The sequence below is a fragment of the Streptomyces fractus genome (genome assembly GCF_049844455.1).
Classification (GTDB): Bacteria; Actinomycetota; Actinomycetes; order Streptomycetales; family Streptomycetaceae; genus Streptomyces; species Streptomyces fractus.
Genome location: NZ_JBMYHI010000002.1, coordinates 7561132 through 7583294, shown reverse-complemented (window position 1 = coordinate 7583294; position 22163 = coordinate 7561132). Strand labels below are relative to the sequence as shown.

The window sequence follows — 22163 nt, the reverse complement described above, 5'->3', positions numbered from 1 at the left end:
CGGCGACGCATGACCCGGGAACCGGGAATCTTTACCGCCGACCGGACGTTGACCGGATGACGACGACAGCGACACCTGTCCTGTGGGCGACAAGCCCGGGAGGCACGATTCATGAGTGAGCGAGCTCTTCGCGGTACACGCCTCGTAGTGACCAGCTACGAGACGGACCGCGGCATCGACCTGGCCCCGCGCCAGGCCGTGGAGTACGCATGCGAGAAGGGACATCGCTTCGAGATGCCCTTCTCGGTGGAGGCCGAAATTCCGCCGGAGTGGGAGTGCAAGGTCTGCGGGGCCCAGGCACTCCTCGTCGACGGTGACGGCCCTGAGGAAAAGAAGGGCAAGCCGGCGCGTACGCATTGGGACATGCTGATGGAGCGGCGCACCCGCGAGGAGCTCGAAGAGGTCCTCGAGGAGCGTCTGGCGGTTCTGCGTTCCGGCGCGATGAACATCGCGGTGCACCCGCGGGACAGCAGCGGCCGCAAGTCGGCCTGACCTTCCCAGAGGCACACCGCACAACGGCCGGGGCCGGACACACACCGTGTGTCCGGCCCCGGCCGTTGTGCGGGCCGCTTGTCGTCCGCGCCGCTTGCCGCGCGCCCGTCAGCAGCTGCCGTCAGGGGGTGAGCGGCGGACGCGGGCCCGCTTCGTCGTCCCCACCGCGCGGGCCCGGGCGGTCGTCGTCCCTGATCACCTCGCCCTGGATCACGGTGCCGCCGGACTGTCGCATCCGGGCCTGCTGGAACGCGTCACCGAGCGGCCCCTGGCCCGCCGCGGCGCCCATCCTCCGCTCGACCTTGCGCTCCGTGTACCGGCTCAGCGCCGTCCGCAGCGGCGGAACGAGCAGCAGCAGGCCGAGAACGTCCGAGATCAGCCCAGGGATCATCAGGAGCAGCCCGGCGAGCATCAGCAGCCCATTGCCCTGCGAGCGCTGCTCAGGGGGCTTGGAGGCCTCGGGAGAGCCACTCTGCTGGCGCTGCAGCGTCTCGGTGAGGTTCTGGAACGCGCGACGGCCCGCGGACTTCATCACCACGGACCCGAACACGATGCCGGCCACCAGCAGGATGCCGAGCGTGAAGCCGCCGATCGCGCCCGCCACCACCGTGAGCAGCCAGATCTCCAGGACCATCCAGGCCGCGACGCCGAGCGGAAGAAACCTGCGGAGCCGGGAGCGCCGGGCTCCGGTGGACGGATTGCGAGGCGGAGTGCCAGTGGTCATGTACCCAGTCTGCCTGGGGCCGGGTGCGATTGACGTAAGCGGGGGATCAAGATCGCTCTCAGCGATCGCCGGACTTGCGGCCCAGGACCTTGTCCACCCGCGCCCCCACGCCCCACGTGGTGACCCGCCACAGCGCCTCCACGACGATGTCCTTGCTCATCTTGGAGTCCCCGCGCTCGCGCTCGACGAAGGTGATGGGGACCTCCACCACGTGATAGCCCTCCCGCACCGCCCGCCGGGCCAGGTCGACCTGGAAGCAGTAGCCCTGCGAGGCGACCTCGTCGAGACCGAGGCCCTCCAGGGTCTCCCGGCGGAAGGCGCGGTAGCCGCCGGTGACGTCGCGGATCGGGACGTCCAGGAGGAGCCGCGAGTACGTGGAGCCGCCGCGGGAGATGAACTGGCGGGACCGCGGCCAGTTGACGATGCGCCCGCCGGGCACCCAGCGCGAGCCGAGGACCAGGTCGGCGCCCTTCAGCGCGGTCAGCAGGCGGGGCAGTTCCTCCGGCTGGTGGGAGCCGTCGGCGTCCATCTCGACCAGGACGCCGTAGCCGTGCTCCATGCCCCAGGCGAAGCCCGCGAGGTAGGCGGCGCCCAGGCCCTCCTTGCCGGTGCGGTGCAGGACGTGCACCTGCTCGTCGTCGGCGGCCAGCTCGTCGGCGAGTTTTCCAGTGCCGTCGGGGCTGTTGTCGTCGGCGATCAGGACGTGCGCCGCGGGTACGGACTCCCGGACGCGGCCCACGACAGGCTTGATGTTCTCCGCCTCGTTGTAGGTCGGGATGATCACCAAGGTCGTACCCAGAGGGCCGAACTTCCGCCCGCCGCCGTCGCTCACAGCTTCCCCTTAAAACTTCCGTCCACAAGGGGACCACCATAGCGAGCACCCCAGTTCACGCCGATAAGGCGCCCTGGATGAGCCGCGGAGGGCCGGGAAAACGAGACCGATCGCTGCGGATCGACGAGTACTGCGGATCGGGGCCGGGCGTCCTTCGGGCCGACCTGGGGCCCGCTGGCTGCGGGTCGACCTAAAGCCGTTGTCTACTGAACGCCCGGGCCCCACCCGGGTCGCACCTGGCCGACCGGCCGGAACGTTCCAGCGCCCCGTGGCGCGGGCGCTGGGCCTGGCTCCCAGTGGTGGTACGCCGGTGCGGCGCACCACCCCCTGACCCAGCTGCGTTCTACGACTGCCTGGACTTCCCCGGTCGTGCCTGGAGGTGGTGGACCCGGCCGAACCTACCCGTCCACAGCCGCGCCTTGTCAACAGGCGTTCGACCTGCGGCTCTGCGCGAACTGCCCAGGTCAGCGCGGAGGATTCGCAGGTCGCGCGGGACCGTGTCGCGGCAAGATCGAAGTCGTGGCGCCCCGGTTATCACTCGTCCGGCCCTACGAAGACGGTCTGACCGAAGACCACCGTCCGCAGGCAGACCGGGAGTTGGACTCCCGGGGAGAGGTCCGGCAGGCCGGGCGTTCCGGAGCGGGGATCGGTCGACCAGCGGGCGACACGGTCGTCCGGCGCCTGCACGACCAGCTCGTCCGTGCGCCAGACGGCGTAGTCGGCGGGGGCGCCCGGGGCGAGGACGCCCGCGTCGTCGCGGCCGACGGCGCGCCAGCCACCGCGCGTGTGGGCGATGAACGCGGCGCGTACGGAGACGCGGTGTTCGGGCGTCCGGTGGTGGGCGGCGGCGCGGATCGTGCCCCACGGGTCGAGCGGCGTGACCGGGCTGTCGGAGCCGAAGGCGAGCGGGACGCCGGCCTTCAACAGGGCCGCGTACGGGTTGAGGGTGCGTGCCCGCTCGACGCCGAGGCGGTCGGCGTACATGCCGTCCTCGCCGCCCCACAGGGCGTCGAAGGCGGGCTGTACGGAGGCGGTGAGGCCGAACTCCGCGAAGGCGGCGACGGTTTCGGGTGTGAGCATCTCGGCGTGCTCCACGCGGTGCCTGGCGGCGCGTACGCGCGCGAGGCCGACCTTTTCGGCGGCGGCGCGCATGCCGTCGACCACGGCGGTGACGGCGGCGTCGCCGATGGCGTGGAAGCCGGCCTGGAGGCCGGACTCCGTACAGGCGACCACGTGGGCGGCGATTTCCTCGGCCGACATGTAGGCGGTGCCGGTGTGCGGCGCGTCGGCGATGTCCGCGTAGGGCTCGTGCAGGCAGGCCGTGTGGGAGCCGAGGGCGCCGTCGACGAACAGGTCGCCCGCGGCGCCGAGCGCGCCGAGGGCACGCGCGCGTTGGATGTCGCGGTCCGCCCAGTAGCCGGCCACGCGCGGGCCCGGCTCGGAGCGGGCGAGGTCGAGCAGGCCGGTGAAGTCCTCCTCGGAGGAGATGTCGGGGCCCGCGCACTCGTGGATCGAGCCGATGCCGAGGGACGCGGCGTGCTGGAGGGCGGCGCGCTGGGCCTCCGTACGCTGCTGGGGGCCCACGGCGGCGAGCGCGGCGGCGCGGACGGCGTGGTGGGCGTCGCGGGTCAGGGGGCCCTCCGGGGCGAATCCGGGGCGGTCCGCGATGCCGGGGACGAGGTCGAGCAGGGCGGTGCTGACGGCGGCCGAGTGCACGTCGATACGGGAGAGGTAGACGGGGCGTCCGGCCGTTGCCTCGTCGAGTTCCGCGCGCGTGAGGGGGGCGCGGTCGGGCCAGCGGGCGGCGTCCCAGCCGTGGCCGAGGAGGACGCGGTCGGTGGGGTTGGCCGCGGCGTGTTCCCGTACGAGGGTCAGGGCCTCGGTGCGGGTGCGTGCGGCCGTGAGGTCGAGGCCGGTGAGGGCGAGGCCGGTCGACGTGGTGTGGACGTGGGCGTCGGTGAACGCGGGGGTCACCAGGGCGCCGTCGAGGTGGATCACCTCGTCCACGCCGTCCGTGAACGCGTCCGCGGCGCCCTCCGAGCCGACCCAGGCGACGTGGCCCGCCTCGACGACCATGGCGGTGGCGAAGGGGTCGGCCGGGCTGTGGATCTCGCCTTGGCGCAGGAGGACGGTGCGGGGGGTGGGGGGCGTGCTCATGGTGACAGTTTCCCGTGTCCGCGGGGTGGGGTGTGCCGGGGGGTGGTTCGGGTTGGTGGTTAGGGGTGCGCGGCGCCGGGGTTTTCGACGTGGGCCGGGGTCGGCGCCCGTCGGTTCCGTTGCGCGGCACCGGGGTGCCGCCTTGCCCACCCTGCCGCCCAAGGCGGCAGATTGCCCAAGGCGGGGGCGGCCGAGCGTGTGGGTGGGGTGGCGGGGAGGCGGGGTGGCGGGGAGGCGGGGTGGCGGCCATTCGCGCAAGGCGGGGCGGTCGGCCGTGTGGGGTGGGGAGGCGGGGCAGCGGGGATTCGCGCAAGGCGGGGTGGTCGGCCGTGTGGGGTGGGGAGGCGGGGTGGCGGCCATTCGCCCAAGGCGGGGCGGTCCAGCGTGAGGGGGGAAGACGGGGGGACGTGCCCCGTCGGGCCGACGCCCCTGGAGGGGGCGGGTGGGTGGGAGATGGGCGGGAGGATGCTGAGTCGGAGGCCGGCGGGCGGCGGCGGTCAGGCGCCGCGCCAGCTCGGCCCCGCTCCAACGGTCCGGTCAGGTCGATCCAATCCCGCCCCACCGGACAGCTCCCACTCCCCCGGACCGGACCCGCCGCCACGGACCCCGGCGCACCCCGCCCGCCCCCTAAATCCGTGGGGGTCGGGCCTCGTACGGGGTAGAGAGGACCACGGTCGTGCGGGTGGAGACGCCGGCCAGGGAGCGGACTCGGGCCAGGAGGTTCTCCAGCTCGTGGGGGGTTTCGACGCGGACCTTGAGGATGTAGTTCTCGTCGCCGGCCACGCTGTGGCACGCCTCGATCTCGGGGACGCCCGCGAGGCGCTCCGCGATGTCGTCGGGGGCGCTCGGGTCGAACGGCTTCACCGAGATGAACGCGGTGAGCGGCAGGCCGACCGACTCCGGGTCGACGACCGCGGCGTACCCACGGATCACGCCGCGCTGTTCGAGGCGACGCACCCGCTGGTGCACCGCGGACGTGGACAGGCCCGTGGCCTTGCCCAGGTCTGTGTAGCTCATCCGCCCGTCCTTGACGAGCAGCTGCACGATCTGTCGGTCGAGCTCCTCCATGCCGCTGAACCTACCGGTCCCTTGATCCTCACGGATACCTGAAGGAACGAGATGGGCGATACGTCTGCCACGGGACGGGCAAGTCCATTCGACATGTGACGAACACCACAGGCCTCGGGCCGTGTCCAGGGGCATGGGGTGATTACCTCTACGAGCAGGCGGGAAATGCTTGCTGTGGCCGAGGCCGCCACTCATGGACATCCGCGGCCGGCCCACCCGAGGGGGAGAATCCCATGCAGAGTGTGAAGCGTTCCGGACGTTCTGGCGCGCGCGGCCGCCAGCAGGCGATCGCCGAGCCCCAGCCGGAGGGCGTCGAACCCGACCTCTTCGGTACCGAGGTCGACGAGGGCGACGCGGGCGACGATTACGAGATGTTCGAGATGTACCGGGTGGCCTGCCCCGACTGCGGCAAGGCCATCGCCCTCCTCGCGGAGGAGGATGTGTTGCCGGAGCACGCCCATGTGACGTCACCGTGGGACCCGTTCGGGCTCACCGTCTGCGTCGGCAGTGGCCGGACCGTCACGGAGGCCCTGCCCACGGACGACCTGGTGGGTGCCCAAGAGCAGGACGCCGCCCTCCTGTTGACGCTCCCTCAGGGACTCGACTGGCGTACGCAGCCGTTCTCGCACGCCGGTGGCCCGGGATCGCGCCCCATCCGGGTGCCCGACCAACCCTACCGCCGGGCCGCCGCCTGAGGCGTTACGACCGGTCGGACCAGTAACTGCCTCGCACCATGGCCCGCAAGCTGTCGTGGTGCAGGATCAGTGTGTCCGGGTCCGCGGGTTCGGTGGCCTCGCCGAAGTGGATCTGCCGGTAGGCGACGCGGAGCATCACGACGGCGTGCCGCAGGGCCGCGTAGAGCGTGTAGAACTCCATGTCGCGCGGGGTGTGTCCGGTGAGCCGGGCGTAGCGCGCCTCGACGCGGTCGCGGCGCAGGAAGTCCGGCAGGCCGCGCTGGCCGAACGTCTCGGTCAGGTCCTGGAAGAAGCGGTGCAGATACACCGTCCAGCCGAGGTCGACCTCGCGCGGGGCGAGCGCGGCCATCTCCCAGTCGAGCACGGCGGCGGGTGCGAAGCCGTCCTGCTCGTAGATGATGTTGCCGATGCGGGCGTCGCCCCAGTTGAGGACCGAGGGGCCCTCCCGCTCCGGCCACGACTCCTCCAGGCGTGCGAAGGCGCTCTCGATGAGGGGCGAGGGGCGGCGGCCCTCCACCACCCATGCGTAGTAGGCGCGTTGGGCGTCCACATGGCGGCGCAGCGGGCTCCCTTCCCCAGGCAGTTCCAGGAAGGACGCCTCGGCCGCCGGTACGCCGTCGTGCAGCCGCGCCAGTACCTGGACGCTCGCGTCCTCCAGGCGTTCCCGCTCGTCGTCGGTCGCCTCGTGCAGCCAATTCCCCTCGTACGTATAGGGCATGACGTCGGGTGGCACGCGGCCCGTCACCCGTTCCATGACGAAGAACGGGGCGCCGAGCGGACCCGCGTCCTCCTCCAGCCACAGCACGCGCGGCACCGGAAGCCCGGTGCGCTCGCCCGCCAGGCGCATCGTCCGATACTGGCGCGGCATGTCGTACACGGGGAAGATCGTGTACGCCGACGGGTCGGCGGCCAGCCTCAACGCGCAGGCACGCACCGGTGGTTCAGGGTGCTCGATGTCGAAGAGCAGGGTTTCGCTCGACATACCGTTGGACTCGGGGACCGTGACGTTGACCGCCTTCGCCCCCGGCAGCCGGCGGCCGAGCCACGCGGTCAGGCGCCGGGCGATCTCCTCGGGTTCGCGGGTGGACGTGCGGGGCCTGGGCTGTCGGGGCGCTGTCGCCATCGCCGAACTCCTTTGTCCGTGAAGGACGGTCCGTGAAGGACGTCAAGGACCATCAAGACCGTCACGCCCCCACGCCCCTCAAGGACGTCAAGGCCGCGAAGGTCCATGCAGGACGGTTACGACCGTTCGGGGGCCACCGAGTCGAAGCCCGTGAAGCCGCTCGGGTCGTGGCGGCCGAAGGATCCGTGCTCGAAGATGCCGTACCCGACCTGCCCGTCGAGGGTGAAGCGGGCCGCGTGGTCGATGACCCCGAACGCGGCCCGCGGGTGCGCCGCCGGGTCCGACAGGTCGTACGTCAGCCGCTCGCACCAGTCGTGGCCGCGCCAGGTCCCGTGCTGCCAGTCGTCGGCCGGCGGGTAGCCCGCGCCGACGGCGAGCGGGGAGGAGGCGAGGATCTCGACGCCCATCTCGACCGGTTTGCGGTCGACCAGGTCCATGAGGTGGATGACCGCGCGTTCGGGGAGGCGGGTGCCGGGGCGGTAGGTGATGTCGGTCTGCGGCCAGCCGAGTTGGCGGTCGCGGTGGCCTTCGCGGACGACCGTGGCGTCGTTCAGAGTGCGGTAGCCGTCGGCGTCCTCCTGGGTGATCACCATGAGGAAACGGTCGTCGAAGCGGACCGGCGCCCAGATCCAGTGGAAGCCCTCGGTGGGGTGCTCCTGCGCGAGCCGGCCGCCCTCCTCGCCCGGCACCGGCCGCACGCCCCAACTCCGGTCCCGGGTCCCGGTCCAGCCGCTCAGCCGGATCTCCCGGCCCCCGATCCGCAGCCACCCGTCGCACTGCCCGGCCTGCACGAACCGCTTGCCCTCCAGGGTGAGCCGCGGCCCCTTGCGCTGCGTGTGGTGCGGCTCCCACAGGGCGGGGAAGTCGGCGCTCCAATTGATGTCGTACGAGAGTCCGTCGGGGTCGTCCGGGTCGGCGGCGCAGCTGAGGATGAAGTCCTTGAGCGGGCGCTCGACCATGATGTGCAGCGGGCCGACGCGCATGCTCATCGGCGCGTCTTCACTCAGGGCGTCGGACGCGCGGACGGCGTGCAGTGTGTCGCCGACGCGCAGGGTGGCGTAGGCGTCGATCACGCCCAGGTTCGGGTAGACGCCGAGGCCGACGATGAGCAGGAACTGCCCCTCGGGGTCGAAGACATGGAAGATGCAGCGGTCGTAGGCGTTGCGGTCGCTGGTGGCGACGTGCTTCATCGACAGCGGCACCTGATGGATGGGCCATTCGTCGAAAGCGACGGGACGGTCGACGGCCTCGTCTGCGGACACGGCAAACCTCCCTGGCGACACGGCGGTTGACGTCGCCCGGAGGGGTGCGGCCTGCCCGGCGGCGGAGTTGACGGTACGTCAGCTCGGCGTCGCTGGCCAGATGTTCGACCGGCCCATGCCACGCGTACGGGTATGTCGTGAACTGACGCTCGAATTCGTCAACCAGTTACCTCGCCGATCCCTCTTTCGTTGAACCGGCATGACCTCGACGCAGACCTCGGCACCTGCGCCCACGGGACGACGCAGGCGCATCCTCGTGCCGGTTACCGCAGAATCGGTTCACCAGAGCCGCCAGTCCCCCACGTCCCACCCGCTCCCCCAGGACCGGCAGGGCCGCCAGATGCCACAGGAACAGCAGTCCCAGCAAACGTCACAGGTTCAGCGCACTCCCCAGGCCGCAGAGTCCCCGCAGACCGCGGAGCCCCCGCAGGCCGCACAGTCCCTGCGGCCGGCCACACCCCCGGCCGCTTCGGCCCCGCAGCCTCCGGCACTCCAGCCCGCGGGGCCGCAGCCGCTCCCCCGCCCGCAGCAGGCCCGACCGCCCCAGCCGCCGCGACCTCGCCCGCACAACCCGCCGATCTACCAGGCGATGATCACGGCCTGGTCCGAGCGCGGCAGGACGCTGCCGGGGAGCGAGGACCCGGAATGGGCGCGGCTGATCGCGCCCACCGTGCGCGCCGGGCAGTTCAGCGCGATGCAGAGCGCCCGGCAGTAGTCACCGCGGGGCTGGGCACGCACCTTCCTCCGCGCCGCCTACTGCCGGGTGCTCTCAGGGCCGGCGAGGTGGCGGGCGATGACCATGCGCTGGATCTGATTGGTGCCCTCGACGATCTGGAGCACCTTCGCCTCGCGCATCAGCCGCTCCACAGGGAAGTCGGCCGTGTAGCCGTACCCCCCGAGGACCTGCACCGCGTCCGTGGCGACCTTCATCGCCGCGTCCGTGCACAGCAGCTTCGCCATGGCGGCCTGCTTGGAGAAGGGCCTGCCCGCGTCCCGCAGTCGGGCCGCCGACAGATACAGGGCGCGGCCCGCCTCTATCTGCGTGGCCATGTCCGCGAGCATGAAGCGCAACCCCTGGAAGTCCGCGATGGGCCGGCCGAACTGGGCACGCCCCTTCGCGTACTCCACCGCCGCGTCGAGCGCGGCCTGCGCGACGCCGACCGCGCAGGCCGCGATCCCGAGGCGGCCCGAGTCGAGCGCGGAGAGGGCGATCTGGAAGCCCTGCCCCTCGTCCCCGAGGCGGCGCGCGTCGCTCACCCGCACCCCGTCCAGGTGGACCTGGGCGGTGGGCGAGCCCTTCATGCCCATCTTCTTCTCGGGGACCGCGGCGCTCAGCCCCGCCGCGTCACCGGGCACCAGGAACGCCGTGATGCCGTGCGCGCCCTCGCCGCCGGTGCGGGCCAGGACCGTGTAGAAATCGGCGATGCCGCCGTGGGTGATCCAGGCCTTCGTCCCCGTGAGCACCCAGGCGTCGCCGTCCCGCACCGCCTTCGTACGCAGGGACGCCGCGTCGGAACCCGAGGACGGCTCGGAGAGGCAGTAGGCGCCGAGCAGGCCGCCGCCCAGCATGTCGGGCAGGTGCTCGGTGCGCTGCTGCTTCGTCCCGAAGTTCGCGAGGGCGTGGCAGGACAGTGAGTGCACGCTGACGCCGAGGCCCACCGTGAGACGGGCGGCCGCGAGCTCCTCCAGGACCTGGAGATAGACCTCGTACGGCTGCTCGCCGCCGCCGAACTCGGCGTCGTACGGCAGTCCGAGCAGTCCCGCGTCGGACAGGAGCCGGAAGGTCTCGCGCGGGAAGCGGCCCGCCTCCTCGTCCTCGGCCGCGCGCGGGGCGATCTCCCGCTGCGCGATGTCGCGGACGAGCCGCATCAGATCCTGAGCTTCGTCCGTCGGCAGCTGACGCTCGACTCCTGGCTCCGGCATGGCGACGCTCTCCTCCCTGGGCGGGCGCTGCGGCGGCGGCCGCCGGGTGGGCGGGCGTCGCCGGATGGGCACTGCCGGGCCGATGCTGCCCTTCCGGATCACGGAAAGCGCAGACCAAGCGGCCGCGGCGTGTTGAGTATTCCCGATCCGGAGCGCCCCGTCACTGGTTAACGACCGCTCACTCCAAGTTTTTCAGCGACGGCGAAATTGGTTCGGACCATTGACCTCACTGGTCTAGTCCTTCTAGGGTGCGGCGCGCAGGTCCACAGCACGATCCCCCACGCTCCCCTCCCCCACGAGGAGACACGATGCTCAGACCGCACCTCCCCCGCAGAGGCTTCAAAGCCCTTCTCTCCGCCGCGTGTTGCGCCGTCCTCGGCGCGGGACTGCTCGCCGGAGCGGGCGGCGCCTCCGCAGCACAGCAGCAGAGCGACACCGAGCCGAAGGCGGCCGGTTCGAAGGTCGTCGGATACTTCACCGAGTGGGGTGTCTACGACCGCGACTACCACGTCAAGAACATCGAGACCTCGGGCTCGGCGGACAGGCTCACGCACATCAACTACTCGTTCGGCAACGTCCAGGGCGGCAAGTGCGCGATGGGCGACTCCTACGCCGCGACCGACAAGGCGTACACCGCGGACCAGTCCGTGGACGGCGCCGCCGACACCTGGGACCAGCCGCTGCGCGGAAACTTCAACCAACTCCTGAAGCTCAAGAAGCTGCATCCGAACCTCAAGATCCTCTGGTCCTTCGGCGGTTGGACCTGGTCCGGTGGCTTCGGCGAGGCGGCCAAGGACCCGGCCGCGTTCGCCCAGTCCTGCTACGACCTCGTCGAGAACTCCAAGTGGGCCGATGTCTTCGACGGCATCGACATCGACTGGGAGTACCCGAACGCCTGCGGTCTCACCTGTGACACCAGCGGGCGCGACGCCTACAAGAACCTGATGGCGGCGCTGCGTGCGAAGTTCGGCGGCGACTACCTGATCACCTCCGCCATCCCGGCCGACGCCTCCGATGGCGGCAAGCTGGACGCCGCCGACTACGCGGGCGCCGCCCAGTACGTCGACTGGTACAACCCGATGACGTACGACTTCTTCGGCGCCTGGGACGCCAAGGGGCCCACGGCGCCGCACTCGCCGCTGACCTCGTACGACGGGATCCCGAAGGCCAGTTGGCACACCTCGGCCACCGTCGCGAAGCTCAAGGAGATGGGCGTGCCCGCCTCCAAGCTGCTGCTCGGGATCGGGTTCTACGGGCGCGGCTGGACCGGCGTCACACAGGACGCCCCTGGCGGCACGGCCACCGGGCCCGCGGCCGGCAAGTACGAGCAGGGAATCGACGACTACAAGGAGCTCAAGAGCAAGTGCCCGGCCACCGGCACGGTCGGCGGCACCGCGTACGCGCACTGCGGGAACGACTGGTGGAGCTACGACACCCCGCAGACCATCGCGGGGAAGATGGACTACAAGAACCAGCAGGGCCTGGGCGGCACCTTCTTCTGGGAGCTGTCCGGGGACACGCCGGACGGTGAGCTGATCAAGGCGATCAACTAGCCCTGCAGGCAACCCCTCCACACGCTCCCCTGACCACGTGCGCGTACGTGCGCGTACGTGCGCGTGGTCAGGGGAGCACCGGCGCGGGGTACGCGGGTTCGAACTCCTCGATCACGCGCAGGGTTTCGCCGAGCGTGCGCACCAGCAGGGCGCGCACCGCGTCCCGTTCGAGCTCCTGGTGGCCGATCCAGTCCAGCGTGATGCCTTCGACGCTGCACAGCCATCCGAGCAGCGCCGTCCGCGCGAGCCGCGGCACCCGCGAAGTCCCGTACGCGGCCCGGGCGATGGTGCCGATCAGCGCGTCGCGCACCCCGTCCCTGATGGCCTGCACCTGGGCGTCGAAGCCCACGCCGCCCGTGACGATCGTGCGGTACGCCGCCTGGTTCCGCTCCGCGTAGCGCAGATAGCCCTCCACCGTGCGGTGCACACGCCCCACGGGGGCCAGGTCACCGACGCTGCTCGCGCCGTCGACGAGTTCGCCGACGGACTGCTCGATGATCGCCAGGTAGTAGCCGCGCTTGGACTCGAAGTAGTAGTAGATCAACCCCTTGGCCACGCCCGCGTGCTGCGCGATGTCGTCCATGGACAGCGCGTCGTAGGACGTGTCGGCGAACAACTTCCGCCCGATGGCGATGAGTTCGGCGCGGCGGGTGGCGGAGCGTTCGGTGCCGCGCACCCGCTGGTGGCTAGTGTTCAATTCCGGCCCTGGTCTCGGACTCCGTGCGAATGCCGCAGTATGGCACTTCCCGAGGCACCTTCACGCCCGCACGGCGAGGACCGTGGTGGCGCGCGTCACGTCGCGGTGGGCGACAGGCCGATCACATCAGGCCGAGCTGTGTGACGAGCATCGCGAGGACCACGACGAACGTCCAGCCCAGGACGTGTTCGAGGATCTTCGGCCCGTTGTCGTCCGGCCCGCCGGTGCGGGTGCGCGCGGCGGCTGTGGAAGCGGTGGCGGAAGGTGCGCTCATGGGTGTCTCGCTCGGGTCGCGGTGATGGTCCTGACTCCCCCGGCTGCGCCCTGAGCCCCGGGCCCTGTGGCGCTCTCTCCACCTTGCCATCGGATCGCCGCCGCGCCGCCGAGACCTTGGTCACGTACAACCGGGCCGCCGGGTCGTGCGTCCCATACAGCGACGCGTTCCGTCCGACCGGAAGGTTCCCGATGAGCCCGTTCAGTACGTACCGGACACCACGCCGCAGAACCCGTCTCGTCCTCGCCGCGGCGATCACCGTCACCGCCGCGCTGACCGGCCCGGCGGCCGTCTCCCGGGCGGCCGCCGACCCCCCGGCGCCGGGCGCCGCGGGCCTCGGCGACCCGATGTTCCCGCTCGACGGGAACGGCGGTTACACCGTGCGCCACTACACACTCGACTTCGACTGGCAGGCGCCGCGGACCCCGTTCGCCGCCTCCACCACCGTCAGGGCCACGTCGACCCAGGCGCTGTCCCGCTTCGATCTCGACTTCGCCGGGAACGAGCTGCATTCGGTGACCGTCAACGGCCGCGCCGCGCAGACCCGGCGCGAGGGCGACGAGCTGATCGTCACGCCCGCCTCACCGATCCCCAGGGGCAGCGCCTTCACCGTGAAGGTCGGGTACACCGCCGACCCGACGCAACTGCGCCACCGCGACGACGCGATCGAGGACTACGGCTGGATCCCGACGCCCGACGGGACGGTCCTGTACCCGCAGCCCAACGGCGCCAAGATGGTCTTCCCGTCCAATGACCATCCGAGTCGGCGCGCCCCCTTCACGTTCCGCGTGACGACCCCGGCCGACCGGACGGCCGTCGCGAACGGGCGCCTCGTCGACCGCACCGAACGGAGCGACGGGCGGGTCCGCTGGACGTACGACTCCGAGCAGCCGATCGCGCCGCAGCTGGTCCAACTGGCCATCGGAAAGTTCCAGTTGATCGACGGCAAGGGCCCGGGCGGGCTGCCGCTGCGCGATGTCGTGCCGGACGCTCTCGTGGCGCCGACCAAGCAGTACCGTGATCTGACGCCCGGTCATTTGGCGTGGCTCCAGCAAAAGTTGGGGCCCTATCCGTTCAACCGGTACGGCGTCCTCGTCGGCGACACGGACCTCGGGGTGGCCCTGGAGACGCAGACGCTGTCCCTCGTCCCGAAGGCGGATCTGCTCGGCACGAAGGTCGACGCCGAGCGCAATCTCGTCCACGAGCTGACCCACCAGTGGATCGGCGACAGCGTCGGCATCGCCACCTGGTCCGACCTGTGGCTGAGCGAGGGCCACGCCCGCTTCTACGAGCGCTGGTACTCCGAGGAGCACGGCGGCGACAGCTTCGAGGCCGCGATGAAGACGGCCTACGAGAACCACGACCAGTGGCGCCACGACTACGGCGCCCCCGCCGAGCCCACGGAGCCGAACCTCTTCAAGCGCATGCGCTACGACGGCTCGGCGCTGGTCCTGTACGCGCTGCGCGAGCAGGTCGGCGCGGAGACCTTCGGGAAGATCGAGCGCGCGTGGGTCACCCAGTACCGGGGGAAGACGGCGTCGACGGCCGACTACATCACGCTCGCCTCGAAGGTCGCGGGCCACGACCTGACGGGGTTCCTGCACCCGTGGCTGTACGGCTCCACGACCCCGCCGATGCCGGGCCACCCCGACTGGGTGGTGAACCCGGTCGTCACCGGCTGAGCCGACCGGCGTCAGCGGCCGGCGACCCGCTCGTACACGACCCCGAAGTCCGTGTGCCACGCCTCTCCGTCCTTCGATGCCTCCCAGGCACCCGTAAGCGTGTTCCCCGAGGCGTCGAACCGGGCGGTGAGGCGCTGGTGGAAGTCCGGTGCGGCGCGCCAGATCCGCAACTCGCCGTCGGCCAGGTCCAGTCCGTAGACACGCGAGACGCCGCGGCCGTCGGCGTAGAGCATCGTGAAGTGCCCGGCAGCGTCGTCGTATCCGATGTAGGCGACGGTCGGGAACGGGTGGTGTTCGCGCCAGCCCTCCGGCAGGGCGGCGGCGGTGTCCGGCGCGAGGTCGGCGCGCTGCACGAGGAAGCCGCCGTCGGGCGTGCGCGCGTACGAGGTGGGGATCGGCCCGACCCGGCCGCCGGGAGCGTCCTCGACGAGGGCCCATTGATGCCACTCGCCGAGGAGCGGGTCGAGCGTGCGCAGGGCCGGGTGGTTCGTGTCGTGCTGCCGCATGGTGTCTCCGTGGTCTCCTCACAGGGATTCGCCTCTCCATGAGGAGACCACGGCGGACTCACCGATTCATCGGTCCGCGAGGGGGCGGCTCAGCGCACGCCCACCGCCGCCAGCGCCTTGCGCTGCTTCTCGGTCGGGTGGGCCGGGAAGTACAGGTAGCAGACGCCGCCGGTGCCGGAGACGACCTTGCCGGTGGCGTTGTAGCGCTTGGTGCGCAGCCAGATGTTCTCCCACTCGCGCCGCTTGTAGACGCGGCGGACCGCGGCGTCGCTGGGCGAGGCCGGGTCGTTGGCGATCACGTCGCCGTCGGCCGTGAAGCCGATGACCGTCATCAGGTGACCCGAGGTGCCGTAGCCCGCGCCGGTCAGCTCCTCCTTGAGGAACGACTGGGACGTTATGGCCGGGATGCCGGCCGCGATCAGCGTCTCCAGGTCGGCGAGGGAGGCCAGGCGCGTGACGACGCCCTGGAGGTCCTTGTACGTCGCCGCGTACGCCGCGTTGAACGGCCAGTTGCCGCAGCCCTCGTACTGGTAGTCATACGTATGACGCGCCGCCTGGCAGACTTCCGGGTCGGCGTACGAGGGGTCCACCCAGGCGAGCTGTTCGGGCGTCGGCTTCCGGCCCCAGTACTCGATGATCATCTGCGAGGACGTGGGGCTGCACCAGGCCTCTCCCCCGTTGTCGTACTCGGGGTACTGGCCGGCGTGGATGTTCTGCGAGTAGCGCGGGACCTTCAGCTCCTTGGCGAGGCCCGGCGTGGACGCGGGGACCGTGAAGCGGTCCGGGACGTCCGAGCCCATGGCGCCCAGGCGCCACACCGTCGGCGCCGCCTCGGAACCCGGCGCGCGCAGCAGCCTCAGGCGCAGCTGGTACGAGACCAGGCGCAGGCCCGAGGCCGCGTCGTCGATGGAGAACGTGTCCGTCCAGATGCTCGACTTCCCGTCCGACTGGTCGTCCACGGACGTGCGGCGGATGTCGGCGTCCTCGTCGTCGCCCGCGGTCCAGCGACCCATCACGTACCAGGGGGTCGTGGCGCCGTCCGTGTAGGTGCCCTGGAGTTCGATCTGGATCCAGGTGGCCTTCGGGGTGTGCGCGTTCCAGGACGCGATGACCTCGGTGGCGGGGACCGAGAGCGCGTGGACCGGGGAGAGCCACTCGGCGTACTCCCACTCGGCCGTCTTGTTCAGGTGCGGATCCTTGTACGTCGTCGTGCCGGCGGGCGCGGCGATCGTCACGCCGGGGCGCGCGCCGCCCACGACGCGCGTGCCGTGCGCGGTGCCGGAGCGCCAGTCGACGGACGTCGTCCAGGTGCGATTGTCCACGAGGCGGTTCACGGCGGCTTTCCGGGCGGTCTGTGCGGATTGCCCTGCGGGCGTGGCGGCGCGTGCGGCGCCCGACGCGGCCGTCGTGGCGAGCGCGGCGCCCGCGGCCGCCACGAGAACGGTTCTCCGGGAGAGCGGGGACGGGGTTTCGGGTCGGGTCATCGGCTGATCCCTCGGTCGACAGGTCGGACTGGCGTGACGGAGTGCGCCAACTATGGCCGCCGGGGCGGGATTCCCACCAGCGTTTCGGGGGTCGCCACCGGTACCAATATTGGTCTTCACCACTGGCATGACCTGCGGCGGCGTGCGCGAAACCGATCCGGGCGGCGTCGTACCCTTGCGGCCGTGAGCTATCACCATGTGCCCCTCGCCGACTGCGCCGACCGGATCCGCCGGCTGCCGCCCTCCTGCGGCCCCGTGCGGCTCGTCGGCATCGACGGGCACGCGGGTTCCGGGAAGTCGACCTTCGCGGTGCGGCTCGCGGAGGCGCTCGGCGGGGCGCCCGTCCTGCGCCTCGACGACCTCGCGAGCCACGACGCGCTCTTCGACTGGACCGACCGCCTGCGCGCCCAGGTCCTCGCCCCGCTCTCCCGCGGCGAGGCCGCGCGCTACGAGACGTACGACTGGCACGCCCGCCGCTACGCCGCCGCGCGCGAACTGCCGCCCGCGGACATCGTCCTGATCGAGGGCGTCGGGGCAGGGCGGCGCGAACTTTGGCCGGAACTCGCGATGTTGCTGTGGCTCGACATGCCCCGCGAGGCCGCGTGGGCGCGGGGGCGGGCGCGGGACGGCGAGGCGCAACGGGAGTTCTGGGACGGCTGGATCCCGGCGGAGCGTGAGCACTTCCAAGAGAACCCTTCCTTCCCCTTCGCAGACCTTTTGGTACGCGAGTGTCCAGAGGGGTACGAGGTGCGTGAAGGGCCTGGTGGGATCCCACCCTTGAAGGAGGACGTCACTCACAGTGATGGACCGCCAGCGGTCCGGTGAACCTGTGGAAACGGCCTTCCGCCACTTTCCGCGAGAGCTCCAACTCTGCTTGACCGACGGGCCGTACAGGACTTACGTTCTCAATGTGCGGCCTTTCGGGGCCGCCTACAGACGCGAAGCCCCCGGTTGTTCCCCCGTGATCGGGGGCTTCGTTCTGTCCTCAACTCCCCTTCCCGAGCGCACCGAGGCGCCCTTCGCTCACCCTGGGTCACCATCCGGCACCGCGCTCACCTGCACCGAATCCCCCCGCTCGCGCCCCGATCCGACCGGGTCGCGCCCTACGGCCGAGGTCACCCCCGCAGGTACGATGCCCTCGGTGCGGTCTACGGACGGCTCGCTGTCCGCATCGTGACAACTCCCGTCCATGACAGAGCGGTTCATCGGGGGCACGGTTTGTGGGGGACGTGATGGACTTCGGCACCGGTGCACAGGCCGGCCCGGCCGACCTCGCCTGGCTGCGAGGCGTCGACGCCTACACCATGGGCGCCTATCCGCAGGCGGAGGACGAATTCCGCACGGCGGTGCGGATGGACCCGGGGATGGCCGACGCCTGGCTCGGGCTGCACGCCCTGCGCGTCGACACGACGACGGCGCTGCTGCGCATGTTCCGGCACCGCGACCGGTTCGGGGAGCAGCGCGTGCGCCACCGTCGCACGCTCAACTCCTGGTACTGGCTGGGCTGGTGGGTGCAGCCGGTGCTCGAGCACCCGCGCGATCTGCTGCTCGCGCACGCCTCGCACTGGCTGGACGGGCGCCACGTCCCCGACCTCGACCGGGCGCTCGCCACCCTGCCGCCGTTCGACGCGGACCCGCAGGTGCGGTTCCTGCACGCCTGCCGCTCGTACCTGGTGAAGGACTGGGATCAACTGGTCCGGCACACCGACCCGTTGACCGACGATCCGATGCTCGGCATCGAGGCCGGACTCTTCGGCGGCATGGCCCGGGTGCGGCTGGAGATGTACGGGCAGGCGGAGCCGCTGCTCTCGTCGGCCCTGATGCGCTGCCGCAGCGAGCAGCCGCAGCGCAAGGAGCTGCGCTACTGGCTGGCCAGGGCCCATGAGGGCACAGGACGTTCGGCGGCCGCGCTCCCCCTGTACCGGGCGGTGCACCGGGTCGATCCCGCGTTCATGGACACCTCCGCGCGGCTCGCGGCGATCGCCGAGGGGGACGGATACGGGGACTTCGGCGACGGATCGGATCTCACGCCGCTGTCCATGACGGGATATCAGGACGGGCTCGACGGCGACGCGGGCGATCCGCTGTACGAGAGCGACGGGCGCGACCTGAAGGTGACCGACCCCGATCTGCCGCCTCCCGGTGGCGTGTCCGCCGACGACGCCGACATGGTGCGGGAGAAGGCCGTGGTGCCGGTGCCCGCGCCGCCGCCGGCCAGCAGCACGGATCCGGTGCTCCTGGAGGAGGCGCTCACCGAGCTGGAGCGGATGGTGGGCCTGGAGCCGGTGAAGCGTCAAGTGAAGGCGCTGTCCGCCCAGTTGAACATGGCGCGCCTGAGGGCCGGGCAGGGGCTTCCGGTCCAGCCGCCGAAGCGGCACTTCGTGTTCTCCGGGCCCTCGGGTACGGGCAAGACGACCGTGGCGCGGATTCTGGGGCGGGTCTTCTACGCGCTCGGGCTGCTCGGCGGGGACCATCTCGTGGAGGCGCAGCGGGCGGACCTCGTGGGCGAGTATCTGGGGCAGACGGCCGTCAAGGCGAATGAACTCATCGACTCCGCGCTGGGTGGGGTGTTATTCGTCGACGAGGCGTACGCGCTGTCCAACTCCGGTTACGGGAAGGGCGACGCGTACGGGGACGAGGCGCTTCAGGTGCTGCTGAAGCGGGCGGAGGACAACCGGGACCACCTCGTGGTCATCCTCGCCGGGTATCCGGAGGGCATGGACCGGCTGCTCGCCGCCAACCCCGGGCTTTCGTCGCGGTTCACGACGCGGGTCGACTTTCCGTCGTACCGGCCGCTCGAACTCACGTCGATCGGCGAGGTGTTGGCGGCCGAGAACGGGGATGTGTGGGACGACGAGGCGATCGACGAGTTGCGCTCCATCGCGGGGCATGTCGTCGACCAGGGGTGGATCGACGAGCTGGGCAACGGGCGGTTCCTGCGGACGCTGTACGAGAAGTCGTGCGCGTATCGCGATCTGCGGCTCACCGGGTATGCGGTCGAGCCCACTCGGGATGACCTGGCGACTCTGCGGTTGCCGGATCTGATGCAGGCCTACGGAGAGGTGCTCTCCGGGAGGGGGCCGTCCGCCGGGTGACTTTGTGGCGGACGGCCCCGTTGCGCCGCGAGTGACGCGGGCCCCTACGCCAACGCCTCCTCGCGTTTGCGGGCCAGGGGGACGCGGGGTGGTTCCGGGTCGCGGTGGGTGGGGTCGCGGACCTCGCCGACCAGGAGTTCCAGTACGTCCTCCAGGGCGACCAGGCCGAGTACGCGGCCGGAGGCGTCCGCGACCTGGGCCAGGTGGGTGGCCGCGCGGCGCATCACCGTGAGGGCGTCGTCCAGCGGGAGTTCGGACCTCAGCGTGGCCATGGGGCGCCAGAGCTGCTGCGGCACCGCGCGGTCCATGTCGGGGCCGTCGATCATGTCGAGGACGTCCTTGACGTGGAGGTAGCCCATGAAGGCGCCGTCGTCCGAGCAGAGCGGAAAACGGGAGTAGCCCGTGCGGCCCGTGAGGTCGATGATCTCGGCCGGGGTGACCGCGGGGCCGACCGTCACCAGTTCGGCCCGGTCGATGAGGACGTCCGTCACCGGGCGCGAGCCCAGCTCCAGGGCGTCCTCCAGGCGCTCCTGTTCCTCCGGGGCCAGGAGTCCCGCCTGGCCCGAGTCCTCCACGAGACGGCCCAGCTGGACGCTCGTGAAGACCGACTCCACCTCGTCCCTGGGCTCGACCCGGAAGAGCTTGAGGATCAGGCGGGCGCAGGCGCCGAGGGAGACGGTGACCGGCTTGCAGAGTCGGGCGAAGGCGACGAGGCCGGGGCTGAACCACAGCGCCGTCCGCTCCGGCGCCGCCATCGCCAGGTTCTTCGGCACCATCTCGCCGATGACGAGGTGGAAGAAGACCACGGCCGCGAGCGCGACCACGTAACCGAGCGGGTGGATCATACCGTCCGGGACGTGGGCCGCCTCGAAGACCGGTTCCAGGAGGTGCGCCACGGTCGGTTCGGCGACCGCGCCCAGGGTCAGCGAGCAGACGGTGATGCCGAACTGGGCCGCCGCCATCATCTGCGGCAGGTGCTCGAGCCCGTACAGGACCTGCTTGGCGCGCTTGCCGGGGATGGGTTCGATCTGGCTCCGGCGGACCGACACGAGAGCGAACTCCGCGCCGACGAAGAAGCCGTTGACGAGGACCAGCAGGGCCGCGAAGACGAGTTGCAGCGCGCTCATCGGGCCGCCTCCAGGACGGGTCGCGGGGCGGTCGCGGGACCGGCGGACTTGACGATACGGACGCGCTCGGCCCGATTGTGGTCGACGGCGCGCACCGACAGGCGCCAGCCGGGGAGTTCGGCCCGGTCGCCGGGGGCGGGGATGCGGCCCAGGAGATCGGCGACGAGTCCCGCCACGGTCTCGTACGGGCCCTCGGGGACGTCGAGACCTATGCGGCGCAGGATGTCGACGCGGCAGCCGCCGTCGGCGTCCCAGGCGGGGCGGCCGTCCTCGGGCGGGGCGACCGCCAGTTCGGGCAGGTCGAGGCCGTCGTGCTCGTCGCGGACCTCGCCGACGAGCTCCTCCACGATGTCCTCCAGGGTGACGACCCCGGCCGTGCCGCCGTACTCGTCGACGACGACGGCGATCGGCTGCTCGCTGCGCAGCCGGGCCAGCAAGGGCTGTACGGGGAGGGTCTCGGGGACGAGCAGCGGGGGTTGCGCGATGCGGCCGACCGGCGTGCGCCGCCGTTCGTGCGCGGGCATCGCGAGGGCGTCCTTGAGGTGGACCATGCCGATGATCTCGTCGATCCGCTCCCGGTAGACCGGGAAGCGGGACAGGCCCGTGGCGCGGGTCAGGTTGACCACGTCCTCGGCGGTCGCGGACGCCTGAAGCGCGCTGACCTTCACGCGCGGCGTCATGACGTGCTGCGCGGTCAGTTCGGCGAGCGACAGGGTGCGGACGAACAGGTCGGCCGTGTCCTGTTCCAGGGCGCCCGCCTGCGCGGAGTGCCTGGCCAGGGAGACCAGTTCGCCCGGGGTGCGGGCGGAGGCCAGTTCGTCGGCGGGTTCGACGCCGAGCGCGCGCACGAGGCGGTTGGCGACGGTGTTCAGCAGGGCGATGACCGGGCGGAACAGGCGGGCGAAGACCGTCTGGGGGCCGGCGACGAAGCGGGCCACCTGGAGCGGCTTGGAGACCGCCCAGTTCTTCGGTACGAGTTCGCCGATCACCATCTGCGCGGCGGACGCGAGCAGCATGCCGACGACGACGGAGAGGCCGCCGACGACGCCCTCGGGCAGGCCGACGGCGGTGAAGGGGCCGTGCAGCAGCTCGGCGAGGGCCGGTTCGGCGAGCATGCCGACGACCAGCGATGTGATGGTGATGCCGAGCTGGGTGCCGGAGAGCTGGAAGGACAGCTGCTTGAGGGCTCCCACGACGGTGCGGGCGCGCTTGTCGCCCGCGGCCGCGGCCTTCTCGGCGTCGGGGCGCTCCACGGTGACGAGGCCGAATTCGGCCGCCACGAAGAAGCCATTGGCGAGGATCAGGAGGAAAGCGGCCGCAAGGAGCAGCAACGGGATGGTCATGCCGCCGCCTCCGGGGACGTCAGCGCGCGGGGCGCGCCATGTCGGGAGGGGGCGGCGCAGGTACTACCGGACGATCCGTCCATCGCTGGAGGGAGTCACTCCTCGGTGAGCAGGGAGCCCCTGGCT

Annotated in this window: 20 protein-coding genes; 6 read left to right on the top strand and 14 right to left on the bottom strand. The window is 71.3% G+C overall.

Features of this window, described 5'->3' with window-relative positions; translation table 11 throughout:
* Window positions 1–111 precede the first annotated feature (111 nt).
* Window positions 112–492, top strand: coding sequence for an RNA polymerase-binding protein RbpA (locus ACP4E5_RS36420; protein WP_425836334.1), 381 nt, complete (start codon window positions 112–114; stop codon window positions 490–492).
* A 121-nt stretch (window positions 493–613) separates the two neighbouring features.
* Here ACP4E5_RS36420 and fxsA read toward each other — a convergent pair whose 3' ends face one another.
* The 4 genes from fxsA to ACP4E5_RS36400 all read right to left on the bottom strand — a co-directional run bounded on the left by fxsA (window position 614) and on the right by ACP4E5_RS36400 (window position 5273).
* Window positions 614–1216: an FxsA family membrane protein gene (gene fxsA / locus ACP4E5_RS36415; RefSeq protein ID WP_425836332.1), complete on the bottom strand. Its 603-nt coding sequence runs from the start codon at window positions 1214–1216 to the stop codon at window positions 614–616.
* 58 nt (window positions 1217–1274) lie between these two features.
* Entirely contained in the window at window positions 1275–2048 is a 774-nt protein-coding gene (locus ACP4E5_RS36410; protein ID WP_425836329.1) for a polyprenol monophosphomannose synthase, read from the bottom strand.
* Window positions 2049–2582: 534 nt separating this feature from the next.
* Complete coding sequence (locus ACP4E5_RS36405) at window positions 2583–4205, bottom strand: amidohydrolase (RefSeq protein WP_425836326.1); 1623 nt, start codon at window positions 4203–4205, stop codon at window positions 2583–2585.
* A gap of 627 nt (window positions 4206–4832) precedes the next feature.
* Window positions 4833–5273, bottom strand: a complete 441-nt coding sequence (locus ACP4E5_RS36400) for an Lrp/AsnC family transcriptional regulator (RefSeq protein ID WP_161306038.1) — start codon at window positions 5271–5273, stop codon at window positions 4833–4835.
* Between the two features lie 233 nt (window positions 5274–5506).
* Here ACP4E5_RS36400 and ACP4E5_RS36395 point away from each other — a divergent pair, with 233 nt between their 5' ends.
* Window positions 5507–5968, top strand: a complete 462-nt coding sequence (locus tag ACP4E5_RS36395; RefSeq protein WP_425836324.1) for a hypothetical protein — start codon at window positions 5507–5509, stop codon at window positions 5966–5968.
* A 4-nt stretch (window positions 5969–5972) separates the two neighbouring features.
* Here ACP4E5_RS36395 and ACP4E5_RS36390 read toward each other — a convergent pair whose 3' ends face one another.
* The 4 genes from ACP4E5_RS36390 to ACP4E5_RS36375 form a co-directional block, all read right to left on the bottom strand.
* Window positions 5973–7091 (bottom strand): phosphotransferase family protein, encoded by a 1119-nt coding sequence (locus ACP4E5_RS36390; RefSeq protein ID WP_425836321.1) that lies wholly within the window; start codon window positions 7089–7091, stop codon window positions 5973–5975.
* Between the two features lie 116 nt (window positions 7092–7207).
* Entirely contained in the window at window positions 7208–8353 is a 1146-nt protein-coding gene (locus ACP4E5_RS36385; RefSeq protein ID WP_483030354.1) for an Rv3169 family protein, read from the bottom strand.
* A gap of 579 nt (window positions 8354–8932) precedes the next feature.
* Entirely contained in the window at window positions 8933–9091 is a 159-nt protein-coding gene (locus ACP4E5_RS36380; protein WP_425836318.1) for a hypothetical protein, read from the bottom strand.
* 15 nt (window positions 9092–9106) lie between these two features.
* Window positions 9107–10276, bottom strand: a complete 1170-nt coding sequence (locus ACP4E5_RS36375; protein ID WP_425836315.1) for an acyl-CoA dehydrogenase family protein — start codon at window positions 10274–10276, stop codon at window positions 9107–9109.
* A 308-nt stretch (window positions 10277–10584) separates the two neighbouring features.
* Here ACP4E5_RS36375 and ACP4E5_RS36370 point away from each other — a divergent pair, with 308 nt between their 5' ends.
* Window positions 10585–11829 (top strand): glycoside hydrolase family 18 protein, encoded by a 1245-nt coding sequence (locus ACP4E5_RS36370; protein ID WP_425836312.1) that lies wholly within the window; start codon window positions 10585–10587, stop codon window positions 11827–11829.
* 67 nt (window positions 11830–11896) lie between these two features.
* Here ACP4E5_RS36370 and ACP4E5_RS36365 read toward each other — a convergent pair whose 3' ends face one another.
* Window positions 11897–12526 (bottom strand): TetR/AcrR family transcriptional regulator, encoded by a 630-nt coding sequence (locus ACP4E5_RS36365; RefSeq protein ID WP_425836310.1) that lies wholly within the window; start codon window positions 12524–12526, stop codon window positions 11897–11899.
* 121 nt (window positions 12527–12647) lie between these two features.
* The gene (locus ACP4E5_RS36360; RefSeq protein WP_425836308.1) at window positions 12648–12800 is read right to left on the bottom strand and encodes an SCO1431 family membrane protein; all 153 of its coding nucleotides are present in this window, start codon (window positions 12798–12800) and stop codon (window positions 12648–12650) included.
* A 191-nt stretch (window positions 12801–12991) separates the two neighbouring features.
* Here ACP4E5_RS36360 and ACP4E5_RS36355 point away from each other — a divergent pair, with 191 nt between their 5' ends.
* A complete protein-coding gene (locus ACP4E5_RS36355) occupies window positions 12992–14482 on the top strand; it encodes a M1 family metallopeptidase (protein WP_425836305.1) in 1491 nt (496 codons plus the stop codon).
* 11 nt (window positions 14483–14493) lie between these two features.
* Here the strand turns inward: ACP4E5_RS36355 and ACP4E5_RS36350 are convergent, their stop codons facing one another.
* Window positions 14494–14988 carry a hypothetical protein gene (locus ACP4E5_RS36350; protein WP_425836302.1) on the bottom strand — a complete coding sequence of 165 codons (495 nt, stop codon included), beginning with the start codon at window positions 14986–14988 and terminating at the stop codon, window positions 14494–14496.
* Window positions 14989–15077: 89 nt separating this feature from the next.
* Entirely contained in the window at window positions 15078–16472 is a 1395-nt protein-coding gene (locus ACP4E5_RS36345) for a peptidase C39 family protein (protein ID WP_425836299.1), read from the bottom strand.
* Between the two features lie 183 nt (window positions 16473–16655).
* On the opposite strand from ACP4E5_RS36345, the gene ACP4E5_RS36340 reads away from it, so the two are divergent.
* Both ACP4E5_RS36340 and ACP4E5_RS36335 read left to right on the top strand, forming a co-directional pair.
* Window positions 16656–17297, top strand: a complete 642-nt coding sequence (locus ACP4E5_RS36340) for a uridine kinase family protein (protein WP_425836296.1) — start codon at window positions 16656–16658, stop codon at window positions 17295–17297.
* A 407-nt stretch (window positions 17298–17704) separates the two neighbouring features.
* The gene (locus ACP4E5_RS36335) at window positions 17705–19567 is read left to right on the top strand and encodes an AAA family ATPase (protein WP_425836293.1); all 1863 of its coding nucleotides are present in this window, start codon (window positions 17705–17707) and stop codon (window positions 19565–19567) included.
* A 44-nt stretch (window positions 19568–19611) separates the two neighbouring features.
* Here the strand turns inward: ACP4E5_RS36335 and ACP4E5_RS36330 are convergent, their stop codons facing one another.
* Together ACP4E5_RS36330 and ACP4E5_RS36325 are read right to left on the bottom strand one after the other, a co-directional pair.
* A complete protein-coding gene (locus ACP4E5_RS36330; RefSeq protein WP_425836291.1) occupies window positions 19612–20694 on the bottom strand; it encodes a hemolysin family protein in 1083 nt (360 codons plus the stop codon).
* On the bottom strand, window positions 20691–22037 hold the full coding sequence (locus ACP4E5_RS36325; RefSeq protein WP_425836289.1) for a hemolysin family protein: 1347 nt from the start codon (window positions 22035–22037) through the stop codon (window positions 20691–20693). The genes ACP4E5_RS36330 and ACP4E5_RS36325 overlap by 4 nt, the downstream gene beginning before the upstream one ends.
* Window positions 22038–22163 lie beyond the last annotated feature (126 nt).

Excerpts from the sequence above, each read along its gene's own strand:
- ACP4E5_RS36335 (WP_425836293.1), top strand. The coding sequence starts at position 17,705 with ATGGACTTCGGCACCGGTGCACAGGCCGGCCCGGCCGACCTCGCCTGG.
- ACP4E5_RS36355 (WP_425836305.1), top strand. The coding sequence starts at position 12,992 with ATGAGCCCGTTCAGTACGTACCGGACACCACGCCGCAGAACCCGTCTC.
- ACP4E5_RS36360 (WP_425836308.1), bottom strand. The coding sequence starts at position 12,800 with ATGAGCGCACCTTCCGCCACCGCTTCCACAGCCGCCGCGCGCACCCGC.
- ACP4E5_RS36420 (WP_425836334.1), top strand. The coding sequence starts at position 112 with ATGAGTGAGCGAGCTCTTCGCGGTACACGCCTCGTAGTGACCAGCTAC.
- ACP4E5_RS36395 (WP_425836324.1), top strand. The coding sequence starts at position 5,507 with ATGCAGAGTGTGAAGCGTTCCGGACGTTCTGGCGCGCGCGGCCGCCAG.
- fxsA (WP_425836332.1), bottom strand. The coding sequence starts at position 1,216 with ATGACCACTGGCACTCCGCCTCGCAATCCGTCCACCGGAGCCCGGCGC.
- ACP4E5_RS36330 (WP_425836291.1), bottom strand. The coding sequence starts at position 20,694 with ATGAGCGCGCTGCAACTCGTCTTCGCGGCCCTGCTGGTCCTCGTCAAC.
- ACP4E5_RS36400 (WP_161306038.1), bottom strand. The coding sequence starts at position 5,273 with ATGGAGGAGCTCGACCGACAGATCGTGCAGCTGCTCGTCAAGGACGGG.
- ACP4E5_RS36375 (WP_425836315.1), bottom strand. The coding sequence starts at position 10,276 with ATGCCGGAGCCAGGAGTCGAGCGTCAGCTGCCGACGGACGAAGCTCAG.
- ACP4E5_RS36325 (WP_425836289.1), bottom strand. The coding sequence starts at position 22,037 with ATGACCATCCCGTTGCTGCTCCTTGCGGCCGCTTTCCTCCTGATCCTC.
- ACP4E5_RS36405 (WP_425836326.1), bottom strand. The coding sequence starts at position 4,205 with ATGAGCACGCCCCCCACCCCCCGCACCGTCCTCCTGCGCCAAGGCGAG.
- ACP4E5_RS36345 (WP_425836299.1), bottom strand. The coding sequence starts at position 16,472 with ATGACCCGACCCGAAACCCCGTCCCCGCTCTCCCGGAGAACCGTTCTC.
- ACP4E5_RS36350 (WP_425836302.1), bottom strand. The coding sequence starts at position 14,988 with ATGCGGCAGCACGACACGAACCACCCGGCCCTGCGCACGCTCGACCCG.
- ACP4E5_RS36390 (WP_425836321.1), bottom strand. The coding sequence starts at position 7,091 with ATGGCGACAGCGCCCCGACAGCCCAGGCCCCGCACGTCCACCCGCGAA.
- ACP4E5_RS36370 (WP_425836312.1), top strand. The coding sequence starts at position 10,585 with ATGCTCAGACCGCACCTCCCCCGCAGAGGCTTCAAAGCCCTTCTCTCC.